We start from the raw sequence: 15,853 nt of genomic DNA, 5'->3' as shown, positions 1-15,853 counted from the left end.
CGGCCTGGCCGTCGGACCAGGAACCTACACTCGCGGCATGATCCTTCCCTCTCTCGCCGCCGACCTCGCCCCCACCGGTGTCCTGCGCGCCTCCATCAACCTCGGCAATCCCGTCCTCGCCCAAGGGACGCCGCAAGCGCCCAGCGGCATCACCGTCGATCTCGCCCGGGAGATCGCGGCCCGGCTCGGGGTGCCCGTGGAGTTCCTCTGCTTCGACGCGGCGCGCGCCTCGTTCGAGGCGATGGCCGGTGGACGGGCCGATGTCTGCTTCCTCGCGATCGAGCCCGCCCGCGAGACGGAAGTCGCCTTCACCGCCCCGTACGTGCTCATCGAGGGCGTGTACGCCGTGCCCCGGGAGTCCGGTCTGAAGACGCCCGAGGACGTCGACGCGCCGGGCATCCGCATCGGCGTGAAAGCCGGATCCGCTTACGACCTCTACCTCACCCGAACCCTGCGCCACGCCACCCTGGTTCGCGGCGACGAGGGTGTCGACGCCTTCGCCGCGCACCGCCTCGAGGCAGGTGCGGGCATCCGGCAGCCGATGACCGCCTACGCCGAAGCACACCCCGAAGTGCGGCTGATCGAGAAGGAGTTCATGGAGATCCGCCAAGCCGTCGGCACCACCACCACTCGGCGGCCCGAGACCATACGGTTCCTCCGAGAGCTGGTCGAGGAGCTCAAGAGCGACGGCTTCGTCGCCGACTCGCTGCGCCGCGCGGGCCAGCCCGAGAACCTCGCGGCACCGGTCGTGCCGTAGCACCGTCCTCCTCGTGGCGCTCGCCCCCGGCAGGAATGTGGGGCGACGAGGCGGCACTTGGCCTGTGCCGCCTCGTGGAGGCCGTGTCAGTCCACGATCACCTCGGTATTCGCCGCCGGGGCTCGTCCGACGAGTGCGCCGCCGAAGTTCTCCTCGACCTCCGTCTTCTCCGCCGCGTTCGGATACGGGTTCGTGCAGGAGGTGCCCGCGGTGGAACCGGACATGAGGCTCGAGCACGGTCCGGGCTTGCGGTCGGGCAGGCCGAGGATGTGCCCGAGTTCATGGGCGGAGATGCGGATCGTGTTGTAGCCCTGGTCGACGGCCTGGCGCCCGATGTAGACGGTTCCGTTGCCGAGGGTGGTGGGCAGGGCCCGCGGCCAGCCGTTGTCCGCGAGGACGCGGATGTTCGCGCGTTGCCCGGCGGCGGCCGGCCGTAGCTCGACGGCGTCGACACTCTCGTTCCAGATCGCCGCGCCCCGGTCGACGGCGCTCTTGAACTCCGCGGAGCCGCCCGCGTCGTAGAGAAGGACACGGGCGGCCAGGGGGGCATCCTCCGCGTCGGGGGGAGCGGCCACGGCCTGGCCACCCGTCAGGGAAACGGACAGCACCAGGGCAGCGGCCAGGCCGCCGGTGAGCGTACGGACGTACATGATCGACCTCCTTGTGGGGGAAGGCAGTCGTGCTCATGACATTCCCTGGCTCACTGCCCCGCGGACAGGGAGGCGAATCCGTCAATCGCGTCCGCGGTCCGAGCAGCGGGAGGTACGGGCCGCGCTCAGGCCTCTTGCGTGAAGAGCTTGCCCCGGGTGGAACCCGTGGAGCACAGCTTCTTTTCCTCGGCCGTCATCTTGCGGGACTTGACCACGACCGCGCTGTGCTTGCCGTCCGTACCGTTCGGGGCCGGGCCGGTGACCACGTCGGGGACGAACCAGTAGTAGTGGCCCCACTTGGGGTCGTCGTAGTGGGTCTGCCACGTGCCCGTTATCTGCCGCATCACCTGGGCGCGGGAGATCCAGCCGACCTCTCCGGGCTTCACGTTCACGGTGAAGGAACTCGTCTCGGTGTGCGAGCTCTGCCACGTGTAGTTGTAGGTCGCGGTCACGCTGGCCGTGATGATGCCTTCGATGCCCCCGCCCGCCGTGACCGAGCCGCCCACCGAGTGGGAGGAGCCCACCGTGTCGGCCCAGGACATCGACTGGGAGGCGGGCGAGTCGGTGCAGTTGTAGAGGAGTTCGGAGACCTGGCGCGGCTCACCGAGGTACGCCCGGCCGAGTTGCGGGGAGTTGAAGGTGCACTTGCCTTCCCCGGACGCGCAGTCGGCCATGATCTGCTCGGCGGTGGGCTGTTCCTCGGCCGCTGCGGGTACGGCCGTCGCGATCACTCCGAGCGCGGTCGCCGTCAGCGCCAGCGTGCGGCTGCCGTAGCGCACTGTGCGGTTCTTCGTCATGGTTGGTGCCTCTCACCCTTGCATGGGGGGACAGTGACGACACCCCCCTGGTGCAGGAGGGTGTCCAGTCACCGCCTGGTGCCCATGAGGCTCACGTAAACCGCAGTCCATCTACACCAAGGAAAAGCAAAGTTGTAATTGATTTCCAGAAATGATGAAGACTCAACAGTGCTGTGGTGAGCCGGAGTTGGGCGGTCGGAGCCCAGGTCAGTTGAGGGGGTCGAGGGTGAGGTAGGCCTGGCGCGGGTTGCCGTCGTGCACGAGGGACTCGTGGTGGCCCACGTCGTCGAACGCGAAGGCGTACGCCTTGCCGTCGGCCATCTGGGCGTGGATCTTGCGGGCGTAGTGGTTGGTGACGACGTCCTTGTAGAAGGCGTCGGCATTCGAGTCGGGCTGCTGGGGGTTGACCAGCAGGGTGGAGCGGTTGAAGCCGGCGCACAGGGTGCGGGAGATCGGGCCGCGGACCTGGTCGTTCGGCGCGTCGAGCCGCCCGTGGCAGCCGAAGACGGAGGAGGCGTCCGGCTTCTGGAAGCTGGTGACGGTGGCACCGGCGCTGTTGGTGAAGTTCATGACGCCGCCGGAGACCCGGCCGTAGTACTTGGTGCCCGGCCGGTCGGCGAACGGGGTGACCGTGAGGGTCGAGGTGGAGTACTTCTGCCAGACGCGGTTGATGTAGTCGTCCATGACGGTGGCCGGCAGCGCGCCGGTCTCCAGGCCGTACAGCGGGGACAGGGCGCGCAGTACGGTGCCGTCGGCGCGGGTCTGGATCAGGTTGGCCCAGCCTCCGGGCTGCCCCCTGAGGGCGTTGAAGAAGCCGTTGTAGCCGCCGGGCTTGAGGCGGCCGGTGTTCGCGGTGGTTCCGTCGGACCGCTGCACTCCCACCGCGTACGGTGCGGAGAACATGTCGACCTGTGTGCTGTTGATCCACAGGCCCGCGTCGTTGAGTGTGTACTCCGACCAGTTGAACAGGATGTTCCGGTTGGGGTCGGACGGGTTCTGCACGGCGGGCTGGACCAGGCCGCCCGTGGTGAGTCTGAACACGAGTTTCTGGCCGTAGGAGAAGTAGACGCGGCCGGAGAACTTCGGCATGCGGATCGTGGTCGACCGGCCCGCCGCCGGGCCGGGGATCGACGCGTCGGGGGCGGGAGTCGGCGGATTGCCGCCCGCGGGCCAGGGGTGGAACGTGCCGTTGGCGTCGGCCCAGCCCTGCCGTCCTGTCGACAGGTCGGTGCCGAGGTTGTAGATGTACACCTGCTCGCCGCGGGCCGAGTTGTTGGTGATCTTCAGGGGGATCGTCGCCGGGACGGCGGCGTGGGCCGGCGTACTCGCTCCGGTCGCGAGAAGTGAGCCGGTCAGGGCCGTCGCGAGGGACAGCCCGACAGCCGCGAGGCTGCGTCTGAGCGTGCGTAACATGCTCTGTCTCCGTTCGACAGGTGGCCGATCCGGGAAGGGGTGAGAGCGCTCTCAGAGCGTGCCGCTTTGGTCCGGACCTGTCAATGCGGCGGGACGGATGCCCAGTTGTGTGCGTCCCACGGTCCGGCGTGGCTGTCCGTGACGCCGACCGCCCGGGGCGGCTGGGGGCGGCGTCACGGACAGTGGTCAGTGCCCGAGTGCCCGGTCGGTCTCCTCGCGGAGGAGATCGACGTAGTCGCGGGTCCAGGCCTCGATCGTGGTGCGGTCCCACAGGTCGGCCGAGTACTCGACGAAGCCCTTCAGTTCGTCGCCGGCCGGGACGAGGCCGAAGGTGAGCAACGTGCGGGACGCGGCGGGGGCCAAGTCCTCCACCGCTGTGGTCAGGCCGGGCAGTTCCACCTCGGCGTCCAGGGAGCTCTGGTACGCGAAGCCGACGTCCAGCCGGTCCGGTACGTCGACGCCCGTGCGCTCCTGCAACGCGGGGGCGATCCGGCGCACCGGCATGGCCTGGTCCATGCACTCCACCGTCGTACGGGCGACGCGGTCCGTCAGGTCGGCGAAGGCACCGGCCGCGCCGCCCCGCACCGGAAGCGCGAAGCCCGAGATCGTGCAGGCCAGCAAGGATTCGAACGCGCGGCGCTCACGGTTGGCGTAGGAGATGTTGAACACCACGTCGGACTGCCCGGACTTCTGCGCGAGCAGCCGGCCCAAGGCGGCCGCGGTGACCACGAACGGCGTCGTGCCCCGCTGCCGCGCGAGGTGTTCGACGGCAGAGCGCACATCGGCGGGGACCGTGAACATCACGGCGCCGCCCCGGCCGCTGGGGTGCTCGGGCCGGGGCCGGTCCACGGGCAGGCCGACCGTGAACGGCACGCCGTCGAGCTCGCGCAGCCAGAAGTCCAGCTTGCGTTCGTCGCCGGCTCCGTCGGCCTGTTCCCGCTGCCAACGGGCGTACTGGGCCGGCTGGCACGGCGCGGGTGCCAGGGTATGGGCCTCCTCTCCCCGCAGGGCGGAGCCGTAGAGCGCGGCCAGTTCCTTCAGCAGCAGGCTGACGGACCAACCGTCGCACGCGGAGTGGTGCAGGACGAGGAGCAACACCCAGGTGTGCTCGCCGGTGCGCAGCAGCCGCAGGGCCATCGGTGTGCCGCGGGTGGGGTCGACGGGTGTATCGGCGGCCCGGGTGCTCGCCTGGTCGACGGCCCGTCGCCGCTCGTGCTCGGGGCGTGCGGTGAGGTCCTCGATCGGCAACTGGACCGGGCCGGGCCGCAGGACCTGCTGTTCCCAGCCGTTCCCGCTGGCGGACAGGCGGGTCCGCAGTCCCTCGTGCCGTTCGACGAGCTGGGTGAGGGCGGTGCGCAGGGCCGCGACGTCCAGGTCTCCGGAGAGGGTGATCCGCAGGGCGACGTTGAAGACCTGCGGGAGGGGGTGTTCGGCGTGCACCGTGGCGAAGCGGGTCTGCTGGGCGGTGGCGGGTGCCCTGTGCTCCACCGTGCCGGGGGCGTCTCCGGCCTCGGCAACCGGGTCCGGTGTCATCTCCGTGAGCGTTTCGGCCAGGTGGGTCGTCATGGCCCGCAGTGTCGGCTCCTGGTAGAAGCTCAGCATCGGGTACTCGGTGCCGAACTCCTCCCGGACCTGGTTGACCAGCCGCATCGCGGTGATCGAGTGGCCGCCCAGGTCGAAGAAGGAGGTGTCGGCCGTGACGGTGTCGGCGTCGATGCCGAATTCGGCTGCCCAAAGGCGTCGTACGCGCCGTTCGATGTCCGGGCGATGGCCGGACGTCCGGTCCCCGCCGGTGCCGCTCCGACTGCGGCCCGGTGCCGTGGTGACGAGGTCGGGCGCCGGCAGCGCGGCGCGGTCCAGCTTGCCGTTGCCCGTCAGGGGCAGGGCGACCGGGATCCGCCAGGCGCGCGGCACCAGGAACTCCGGGAGCCGGGCGGCCAGTTCCTCGGCCAGGAGGTCGGCGAGCGCCTGCCGGTCGTCGGCCGAGGCGCCGATCGGGTCGGCGGGGACGGCGTAGGCCGCCAGATACGCCTCTCCCCGGTCGCTGCGGCGGGCCAGCACGGCCGCCTCGCGCACGCCGTCCAGGGCGTTGAGCACGCGGGAGACCTCCTCCGGCTCGACCCGGAAGCCACGGATCTTGACCTGGTCGTCGGCCCGGCCGCAGAACTCCAGTTTTCCGTCGTCCCTCCAGCGGACCAGGTCGCCGGTGCGGTACCTGCGGGCGTCCGGGCCGCCGTCGGGGTCAGGCAGGAAGCGCTCCCCGGTGAGTTCACGGCGGTGCAGATAGCCGTGCGCGACTCCGGGGCCGCCGACGTACAACTCCCCCGTCGTGCCCACGGGCACCGGGCTGCCGGCGGCGTCCAGCACGCTCAGCGTCACGTTGTCGACGGGGCGCCCCAGCGCGATGGGACGGGCGGGGTCCTGCTCACGCGGGGACACGGTCTCGGTGGTGCACAGGACGGTGACCTCGGTCGGCCCGTACACGTTCACCGTCTCGTACGGCGCCCCGGGCCGCGGGCGGGTGCGCAGGACGTCGCCGCCGAGCAGCAGGTGACGCAGGGGCGGCTGGTCTGCCGGGGGCAGGCGGAGCACTTGTTCGCCCAGGGCGGTGGGGAGGATGGAGAAGGTGACGCCCTGCTCGACGTACCACCGGGCCAGGGCGAGCGGATCCCTGCGCGGTTCCTCGCCGGCGATCGTGACCGACGCTCCCGCGGTCAGCGCCGGCCAGATCTCCAGAATCGAGGCGTCGAAGCTCTGGCTGCACACCACGGCACTGCGGTCGGCCGGGGTGAAGGCGAAGCGCCGGTGCTGCCACTCGCACAGGTCGACCACGCCGCGGTGCGTCAGCACGACGCCCTTGGGGGTGCCGGTGCTGCCCGAGGTGTACAGGACGCAGCACGCGGACCGGGTGTCGGAGGCGGGCATGGTGTCAGGCGGGTCAGTGCGGCCGGTCGCATCGGCCGGTACGACGCTCACGTGCCCGGGCAGGTTCAGCGCGGCGGCCTCGTCGTGCGTGGACACCACAGTCCGGGCCCCGCACTCGGCGATGACCTGCTCGGCGCGTGCCCGCCCCAGGGACGGGTCGAGCGGCACATAGGCGCGGCCCGCTTTGAGCGCGGCGAGCATGGCGACGACGAGGTCGGCGGAGCGTGGCAGCCACAGCGCCACCACGTCGGCGTCGCCGTCGGCTGTGCTGTGCTGCCCGCGCAGGACTGCGGCCAACTGTCCGGCACGCTCGTCCAGTTCGCGGTAGGTGAGGCGGCTGTCGCCGCTGATCACGGCCGTACTGTCCGGTCGCGCGGCTGCCTGCCGGGCGACGAGCGCGTGCACGGTGGTGTCCGCGGGCGGGCGGGCCGGGCCGCGTTGCCAGGACCGCGGTACGGGCTCCCCCACGGCGGCGGTCTCCACGGCGGCCGGGGCGAGCCGCGACAGCGGTGCCTCGGGAATGGCGACCGCGGCGGTGAGCAGGTCCCGGAAGGTGGCGAAGAACCCCTCGACGGTGTGCTGGTCGAACAGGTCGGTGTTGTACTCCAGATGGCAGCGGATGCCCTGCGGCTGGTCGGTGAAGTAGACGGTGAGGTCCGTCAGCGCCTTGTCCGGACCCACGTCGAGCGGTGTGGCCTCGATTCCGGGCAGGTCGAAACGGAACGGCTCGGCACGCTGGAACTCGGCGAACGTCTGGAACACCGGTGTCCGGTCGACCGCCCTGGCGGGGGCGAGTTCCCGCACGACCTTCTCGAACGGCACCCGCGCGTGGTCGTACGCGTCGAGGGCGACCGAGCGCACCCGGTCCAGCAGCGCGGTGAACGCCGGGTCGCCGGACAGGTCGAAGCGCAGCGCGAGGGTGTTCACGAAGAATCCGAGCACGTGCTCGACCCGCTCGGTCCGGTCCGAGAACGGGGTGCCGACGACGATGTCCGTCTGCCCGGTGATCCTGTGCAGCGTCGCCGCGTATCCGGCGAGCAGCGTCATGAACAGGGTGGCGCGGCGGCCCCGGCTCAACTCGCGTACCTGGCGGGAGAGTTCGGGGTCGAGTGTGTGGAACGCCGCCCGGCCGTTGGAGGTCATCGGCGTCGGGCGCGGCCGGTCGGTGGGCAGGGCGAGGACGGGCAGGTCGCCGCCGAGGGTGCGGCGCCAGTGGGCCAGGTCCGCTTCGGCCTCGGGGCTGTTCGCCGACGCCGCCTGTTCCCTCGCGTGCTGGGCACAGCTCCAGGTGAGGGCCGGAAGGTCGGGGGTGGTGCCGTCGCGTTCGGCCCGGTAGAGGGCGGACAGGTCACGGGCGAGGACGGTGGCCGAGGCCGCGTCGACCACGATGTGGTGCAGGGACAGGACGAGGACGTGCTCCGCCTCGCCGAGCCTGACGAGCCGGGTGACGAACAGCGGGCCTTCCGCCAGGTCGAAGCGGCGAGCGCTCTCGGCCGCCAGGACGTCCTGGAGGGCGGTCCGGGGGTTGCCGGTGCCGTCCACGACCTCGAAGTCGGGCTCGGCGGATGCCCGTACCAGCTGACGCGGCTCACCGCCGGTCTCCCGGAAGACGGTGCGCAGGCCCTCGTGCCGGGCGACGAGCCCGCGGAGTGCCGCGTGCAGGGCGGGTACGTCGAGGGTGCCGTCGAGGCGGACCGCCTTGACCTCGTTGTAGGCGGTACGCCCCGGGAGCAGGCGCTCCAGGAACCAGATCCGCTCCTGGCCGGGTGACAAGGGAGCGTCGGCGGGGGCAGGTTCGGCAGTGGACGGCCGGCGGTAGTCGCGGCGCAGTGCGTCCAGGCGGGGCAGGCCCGAGCGCAGCTCGTCGGGTGCGACACCGAAGTCGACGAGTGCCACGATCTCGTCGGCACCCGCCGCGGTCACCGCGTCCACGACCGGGCGGACCGTGTCCACCGTGCCGATCAGGGCGCGCTGGTCGCAGTAGCGGCCGTAGGCCCGGTGGAACACGGCCTCCAGATCGTCCTCGCTGAGCGCGGCCAGATCGACGCTGTGCCCGAGGCTGTTGGTGACGCCGCTGAACAGGGACAGGGACGCGCGCATGTAGCGGGACAGCGGTTCGTACGCCTCCGTCCTCGCGGTGTCGTGGTCCTCCGCGAGGTAGGTGTGCAGCAGGACGGCCACCCGCCCGGCGTCCGGGTCCAGGCCGTGCCGGGCCCGTGCGCTCCGGTAGCGGGCGATGTTCTCCGTGAGCTGTTCGACGCTCTGGGTCATCAGGTTGGTGACGATGCCCAGGCCGTGGCGGGCGGCCAGTTCGTACGAGGCGGGGTTGCCGACCACCGCGGTGTACATGGGCGGATCGTCCTGCACCGGCCGGGGGAAGAGCCGCAGGTCGGCGGCCTCGCCGTCACCGGTGGTGCGGCGCACCGCCTCTCCGCGCCAGAACCTGCGCACCTCCTCCAGCTGTTCGAACATCAGCTCCTTGTGCCGGCCGAAACGGTCCGGGAAGAAGGCGAAGTCCTTGGAGCTCCAGCCGCTGGCGACACCGATACCGACGCGCCCGCCGGAGAGGTTGTCGACCATCGACCACTCCTCCGCGACCCGGATGGGGTCATGGAGGGGCAGGACGACGGACCCGGCGTTGAGACGGATGCGCTCGGTCTCACGGGACAGCGCGGCCGCGAGCACCGCCGGGTTGGGGAACAGGCCGCCGAAGGAGTGGAAGTGGCGCTCGGGCATCCACAGCGCGTGGAAGCCGTGCCGGTCGGCGAACCGGGCGACCTCCATCAGGAGCTCGTACTGGCCGTGTCGGGGCGCCGAGGCGTCCTGCGGGTAGTCGCCGAAGAAGTAGACGCTGAAGTCGGCGGTACGTGGGCCGGTTTCGGCGGTACGTGGGGCGGCTTCGGCCACGCGTGCCGTGCGGGAGCCGGTGACCGCCGCGGTGTTCCAGGCCATGGACGCCACGGGCGCGGCGGATGTCGGCGCCGGCGCGGCGGTGGGTGCCGGGTCCAGTACAGGTGCCGGGTCCGGAGACGGAGTCGGAGCCGGGGGCGCGGCCTTCGGCATCACAGGCCGCTCACCCGGGAAGAACCCCGCCGACCGCAGCTCGCGCAGCGAGTCCTGTACGGCGTCGGCCACGAACTCGATGTCACCGTCCGAGTGGGCCGTGGACAGGAAGAAGTTGCGCCACTCCCAGACGTGCACGCCGCGCAGCATCAGGTGGTGGTAGAGGAGCTCCATGTCGGCCCGGTGCTCGAAGCGGAACTGGGAGCCGAAGTGGGTCATCCGCAGCGGGTACTCCTCGGCCTCGAAGAAGCCGTTGAGCGTCGCGGCCAGTTCCGCGGTACGCGCGTTGAGGCGCTCCTGGAGGTGCGGACTTTGCTCTTTGAGGTGCGTGAGGACGGCGCGGGCGGCGACCATCGACACCGGGTGCTGGATGTACGTACCGCCGAAGAACGTCGTGTCGGCGGGCGGGTAGCTGTCGTCGCCGTACGACCAGTAGCCGCCGTCGACACCGTCCATGATGTCGGCGCGGCCCGCGATGGCACCGATGGGAAAGCCGCCGCCGAGGAGCTTGCCGTAGGTGGCGAGGTCCGGGGTCACGCCGTACAGCTCCTGCGCGCCGCGCGGGGCGGGGCGGAAACCGGTCAGCATCTCGTCGAAGAGCAGCACGATGCCGTGGCGGCGGGTCAGCTCCCGCAGCTTGCGGACGAACTCGGCCGGTTGAAGCGAGGGGTGCCTGCTCTGCACCGGCTCCACGACGACCGCTGCGATGTCGTCGGCGTGCCGGGTGATCGCCTCCAGGGCGGCGTCGCTGCCGTAGTCGAGGACCAGCAGATCCGAGACGGAGGCCTGCGGGATGCCCCTGGAGACGGGCACGGTGATCTGGTCGGCGCCGCTGCCCGAGGAGCGGCCGAGGACGTTGTCGGCGTGGCCGTGGTACGCGCCCAGGAAGGTGACGATCTTGTCGCGGCCGGTGGCGGCGCGGGCCAGGCGGATGGCCGCCGAGTTCGCCTCCGTGCCGGAGTTGGCGAAGGCCACGCGCTCCAGTCCGGTGAGTTCGGCGAGGAGTTCGGCCGCCTCGCCGGTCTCGATGGCGCGGGGGCCGAGCTGGATACCGCGGGACAGGTGCTCGCGCACGGCCTCGGTGACGAAGTCCGGCTCGTGGCCGAAGAGGAGGACGCCGAATCCCATGGTGATGTCGACGTACTCGTTGCCGTCGACGTCCTCCAGCCGCGCCCCGCTCGCCCGGCGGCCCGCGATCGGGTACAGCATCTCCTTCGTGCCGCTGCGGAAGCCGACGACGGCACGGCTGTCGGCCAGGACGCGGCGGTAGCGCTGGGCGATCTGCTTGGAGGTGGGGGTCCTGGCGGTGTAGCGGCGGACGAGGTCGTCCAGGTGCTTCTGCTGGGCGTGCGGGGAGGCGTCCCGCACCATGCCGGAGTTCCTCGCGACCGACACCCGGGGGCCGTGGACGCGCGCGGGCTCCGGGGATCGCCGCTCCGGGTCGGGGGTTTCGTCGCCGATCTGCTGGGCGATCTGCTGGGAGAGCTCCTCCATCGCGGCCAGGTCACGGTCCAGTGCGGCGGATATGCCGTTCAGCCCGCTCACTTGGCCACCCTGCCGTTGAGCCGGTCCGTCACCGAGGCCGTCTGGAGCGCGAGCAGCTGGGAGAGCTGGGACATCATCTGGAGCTGTATCCGGGACATCTGCTGGATCTTGTCGGCCAGGTCCTCCAGCTCGTCGCGGGTCGCGTAGTCCGGAGCCGGGGCACCGGCGGCCGGGGCCGGAGCGGGAGGCGCGGCGGGAGCTGGTGCGGGAGTCGGGGCAGGAGCAGGAGGCGCGGCGGGAGCTGGTGTGGCAGCCGGCGCCGGCGCCGGTGGGGCAACCGCGGGCTCGGGGTCGGCCGCGGAGCGTGGTTGCGATGCGCCCACCCCGGTGGAACCCGTGCCCGCGGCGCCCACCGCCGTGATGCCCGCGTCCGGCATACGGGCCACGATGAACTCCGCGAGCCGCCGCGGCGTGCCCGTCTCCTCCAGCAACTGCCGCATGGTCACCTTGACCTGGTGCTCCTGTTCCAGTTCCCGCAGCACGCTGATCATCTGCAAGGAGTCGGCGCCGAGGTCGAAGAAGTTCGCGTCACCGACGATCGCCGACGGATCCCCGCCGAGATGCCGGGCGGTCGCCTCGACGATGCTGTGCAGTACGCGTGCGACCGCTGCCTCTTGCTGAACCACTTCGGCTCCCTTGCTCGCTGATGTTCCCGTGCTGAGGGCCGTCGGCGCCGGCCCCGTCCAGTGGTCCTGGTGCTGGAATCGGTATCCGGGCAGCGGGATGCGTCTGCCGCCGCTGCCGGCCAGGAGCGTCTCCCAGGCGACGTCCGCTCCCGCGCAGTGCAGCCCCGCGGCCGCACTCCAGAGGGCGCCGGGCCCGGTGCCGCGCCGCAGGGACGGCAGGGCCCGTACGCCGGGCAGGGCCCGGTGCGCCAGACTGCTGAGGGTGGTGTGCGGCCCGATCTCCAGCAGTACGTCGGGCTGCCCGGCGCCGATGGCGCGCAACGCCTCGTCGAACCGGACGGGCTCGCGGGTGTGCCGGAGGAGGTGGTCCGTGTCGGGGACCCAGCCGGGCGGGCGGGTCACACCGTCCAGGGCGCTGACGAACGGGAGCAGCACCGGGCGGAAGTCCACATCGTCGAGAGCCTTCCGGAACTCCTCCAGCATCGGTTCCATCAAGGCGGTGTGGAAGGCGCGGGTCACCGGCAGCCGCTGACCCGGTGTGCCGCGCTCGTCCAGCAGTTCGCACGCCCGGTCGACGGCGGCCACGGGACCGGCGAGGACCTGGGCACGGTCCCCGTTGGACACGGCCGCCTCCAGACCGGGAACCTCCGCGACCAGGGCGAGGGCGCTCGCCTGGTCGAGCGGAGCGGCCACCATCGCGCCGGGCGCGCAGCGCTGCCGCATCAGCCGGCCGCGTTCGGCGGTCAGACGCAGCCCGTCCTCGAGCGGCAGGGCTCCGGCCGCGTACAGCGCGGCGTACTCCCCGACGCTGTGCCCGGTCACGGCGTACGGTTCGACACCGCAGTCGCGCCACAGCCGGACGAGGGCGCATTGCAGGGCGAACAGCGCGGGCTGAGCGGTGTCCGTGCCCACGAGTGGCGCCTCCCCCGAGTCCTCCCCGCACAGCGCCGCGAGCAGGGAGTCACCGGTGAGGTCGCGGTAGTGCTGTTCGCAGCTGTCGAGCACTTCACGCGCGGCGGGGAAACGCGCGTAGAGGGCGGCGGCCATGCCGGGGTAGTGGCTGCCCTGGCCGGTGAACTGGAACGCCACGCGCGGGGCGCCCTCCGCGGGGGTCGTCCCCGTGGTCAGCGCCGCTGCGGGGGTTCCGGCGAGCCAGGCGTCGAGGGCGTCGGCGAGGGCTGCCGGGGTGGTGCCTCGGGCCGCGAGGCGGTGGCGGCCGTGGGTGCGGCCGAGGGCGGCGGTGGTGACCAGGTCCGACAGGTGCGGTGCGGGTGGCTGCCGTAACCGGTCGCGGAAGGCCCGGGCGTTGTCCGCGAGGGCCTGTGGGCTGCTTCCGGAGACGAGCAGCACGTCGGGAGGCGCGGCCGAGCCGGTCCTGGGCACGGGTTCCGGGGCTTGTTCCAGGATCAGGTGGACGTTGGTGCCGCCGACGCCGAGTGAGGTGAGGCCCGCGCGGCGGGGTGTGTCGCCCGCCGGCCAGGGCCGGGCGGCCCGGGGGATGTAGAAGGGGCTGCCATCGAGGTCGATGAGGGGGTTGGGCTCGCTGAAGTTCGCCATCGGCGGGATCACGCCGTGCCGCAGGACCAGCAGGACCTTGACGAGTCCGGCCAGTCCGGAGGCGGCGTCGAGGTGGCCGATGTTGGCCTTGGCCGAGCCGAGGGCGCAGTAGCCGGCGCGGTCGGTGTCCTCGCGGTAGGCACCGGCCGCGCCTTCGAACTCGATCGGGTCGCCCTTGAGCGTGCCGGTGCCGTGCGTCTCCAGGTAGCCGATGGTGTCCGCGCCGACGTCCGCGCGTCGCAGCGCCTGGCGGATGGCGGCGTGCTGGCCCTGGGCGCTCGGCGCGGTGAACGCCGACTTGCCCGCGCCGTCGTTGCTGACGCCCCAGCCGCGGATGACACCGTGGATCGTGTCGCCGTCGGTGACCGCCCGGGCCAGCCGCTTCAGTACGACGGCCAGGACGCCGGTGCCTCCCACGGTGCCGTCGGCGCCGGCGTCGAAGGCCCGCAGACGGCCGGACCTGGACAGGATCGAGCCCTTGACGTAGCGGTAGCCCAGGACCTGCGGAACGTGGACGGCGGTGGCGCCGACGAGGGCGATGTCGCAGTCGCCCATGAGCAGCGACTGGGCGGCCGCCTGCACGCCGACCAGCGAACTGGAGCACCCCGTCTGAAGGTTGACGGCGGGGCCGGTCAAACCCAGCCGGTAGGCGACGCGGGTGGCGGCGAAATCGGCGTAGTTGCCGACGGTGATCTGCATGTTCGCCACCCAGTCGGACGTGGGATGGCTGGGCAGGACGTTGTTGAGCAGGTAGTTCTGGAAGGTGTACAGGTGGTATCCGCTGCTGGCGTAGACACCGACGCGGGTGCCGCCGCGTTCGTCCGGGTAGCCGGCGTTCTCCAGGGCGTGCTGGGCGCACTCCAGGAACATGCGCTGCTGCGGGTCGGTGAGCCGGGCCTCGCGTGGGCTCATCCCGAAGTGCTGTGCGTCGAAGCCGGCGATGTCCTCCAGGAGGCCGGAGGCGCCGACGAAGTCCTCCGCCTCGTACTCCTCGGCGGGGACACCGGCGGCGGCGAGTTCCTCGTCGGTGAAGCGGGTGATGCGGTCGGTGCCGTCCCGGATGATGCGCCAGAAGTCCTCGGGCGTGTCGGCGCCGGGCAGCCGGAAGGCCAAGCCGATGACGGCCATCCGCGGGTCCGGGTCGCTGGCGTCCATCAGCCGCGTTCCTCCGTCATGGTCGGTGTGTCGCGGCCGGCGGCTTCTGCCGCGGGCGGGGCGGTTGTCGTCCTGCCCCGGCTGACCAGCCACAGGAGCAGTGCCGCGCACAGGGCGATGGCGAGGCCGTGGAAGGCGGCCACCACCTGGAGCGGCGAGAAGGTCTCCAGGAGCGCGCCGCTGACCAGCATGCCCAGTCCGAAGCCGGTGTTCTCGGCCGAGGCGGTGAGCCCGAAGAGGCGGCCGCGCTGGTCGTCGGGGGCGGTCTGGAGCCTCGACACGTAGACGATCTCGGTGAATCCGTCGGCGGCTCCGGCGACGAGCGCGGCGATGACGGCCGGCACGGTCGGCAGCCCGCTGAAGACCACGATGAACCCGGCGGACATCACACAGGCGCCGAGCGCGAACGCCCGCTCCCCCGGTGTCCGCCCGGTCTTCTTGGTGACCCGGCCGATCACCTGCTGGGCGACGATGTTGCCGATGGCCCAGGTGGCCCAGAACTGGCTGATGAACGTGGCCGGATGGTCGGGGTCCAGGCCGCTGGAGTAGATGGGGAGGGCGACGTTGTGGGAGGACGAGCCCAGCCCGTCGACCGCCCGGATGGCGATCATCGCCATCAGCAGCGGTGCCGTGCCCAGCAGCATCCGGGCCGTCCAGCGCGCGGCGCCGGAGCCCTTCGCGGCGCCGGAATCCTTCCCGGAGCCGTCGCCCGCGGAGTCGGTGGCCGCCCTGGTGCGGACCGGAAGCAGGGACAGCACGGTCGCGGAGACCAGGAAGGTCCCGGCGTCCAGGGCGAACGCCGCCGAGTAGCCGAGCTCCGCGACCACCACGCCCGAGGAGGCGAACCCGGCGATCATGGCGAGTGAACGCCCCGTCACCAGCAGCCCGTTGGCCCGGACCCGGTGCTCGGCGCCGACGATCTCTGGGATGCTGCTGCGCAGGGCGACCTGGGAGAGCGTCGAGCAGCCGCCCGTGACCACGGCCAGGACGTACAGCAGCCCCGGGCGCGTGCCGTCGGGGGCGAGCAGCAGCGACAGCAGGGCCACGGCCTGGCACAGGTCGGCGCCGACCATCAGGCGCTTGCGGTCGTGGACGGAGACGAGCCGCCCGCTCACCCAGCCGGACACGACACTGGTCGCCAGGCGTACAGCCATGAAGAGGCCGGCGGCCAGCGCGCTGCCCGTGGCGTCGTAGACGAAGACGTTCAGCGCCACCATGTTCAGGTAACTGCCGTACGCCGAAATGCCGTTGCCCAGGACGAGCAGACGGAAGTACCTCATGCACCTTCCCCTGGTCTGCATGAAGGGTGTGACTGGAGTGAGACCGCGATCGCCCTGCCCGCCTGCTCAGCGGCGATACGGGATC

At 71.7% G+C, this 15,853-nt stretch carries 7 protein-coding genes; 1 reads left to right on the top strand and 6 read right to left on the bottom strand.

Going from position 1 to position 15,853, the window contains the following annotated elements; all coding sequences use genetic code 11:
* Positions 1-37: 37 nt before the first annotated feature.
* Positions 38-757 carry a transporter substrate-binding domain-containing protein gene (locus ACZ3I3_RS33005; protein ID WP_467371013.1) on the top strand — a complete coding sequence of 240 codons (720 nt, stop codon included), beginning with the start codon at positions 38-40 and terminating at the stop codon, positions 755-757.
* Positions 758-843: 86 nt separating this feature from the next.
* Here the strand turns inward: ACZ3I3_RS33005 and ACZ3I3_RS33000 are convergent, their stop codons facing one another.
* From ACZ3I3_RS33000 to ACZ3I3_RS32975, 6 genes are all read right to left on the bottom strand, one after another.
* On the bottom strand, positions 844-1,407 hold the full coding sequence (locus ACZ3I3_RS33000) for a snapalysin family zinc-dependent metalloprotease (RefSeq protein ID WP_467371011.1): 564 nt from the start codon (positions 1,405-1,407) through the stop codon (positions 844-846).
* A gap of 125 nt (positions 1,408-1,532) precedes the next feature.
* Positions 1,533-2,204, bottom strand: coding sequence for a hypothetical protein (locus ACZ3I3_RS32995; RefSeq protein ID WP_467371009.1), 672 nt, complete (start codon positions 2,202-2,204; stop codon positions 1,533-1,535).
* A gap of 207 nt (positions 2,205-2,411) precedes the next feature.
* Complete coding sequence (locus ACZ3I3_RS32990; protein ID WP_467371008.1) at positions 2,412-3,617, bottom strand: glycoside hydrolase family 64 protein; 1,206 nt, start codon at positions 3,615-3,617, stop codon at positions 2,412-2,414.
* A gap of 186 nt (positions 3,618-3,803) precedes the next feature.
* Positions 3,804-11,150: a MupA/Atu3671 family FMN-dependent luciferase-like monooxygenase gene (locus ACZ3I3_RS32985; RefSeq protein ID WP_467371007.1), complete on the bottom strand. Its 7,347-nt coding sequence runs from the start codon at positions 11,148-11,150 to the stop codon at positions 3,804-3,806.
* Positions 11,147-14,488 carry a type I polyketide synthase gene (locus tag ACZ3I3_RS32980; RefSeq protein WP_467371005.1) on the bottom strand — a complete coding sequence of 1,114 codons (3,342 nt, stop codon included), beginning with the start codon at positions 14,486-14,488 and terminating at the stop codon, positions 11,147-11,149. The genes ACZ3I3_RS32985 and ACZ3I3_RS32980 overlap by 4 nt, the downstream gene beginning before the upstream one ends.
* Positions 14,488-15,768 (bottom strand): MFS transporter, encoded by a 1,281-nt coding sequence (locus ACZ3I3_RS32975; RefSeq protein ID WP_467371004.1) that lies wholly within the window; start codon positions 15,766-15,768, stop codon positions 14,488-14,490. The genes ACZ3I3_RS32980 and ACZ3I3_RS32975 overlap by 1 nt, the downstream gene beginning before the upstream one ends.
* Positions 15,769-15,853: the final 85 nt, after the last annotated feature.

Source organism: Streptomyces sp. NPDC016851 (assembly GCF_055562795.1).
This window is presented reverse-complemented; position numbering and strand designations above follow the sequence as displayed.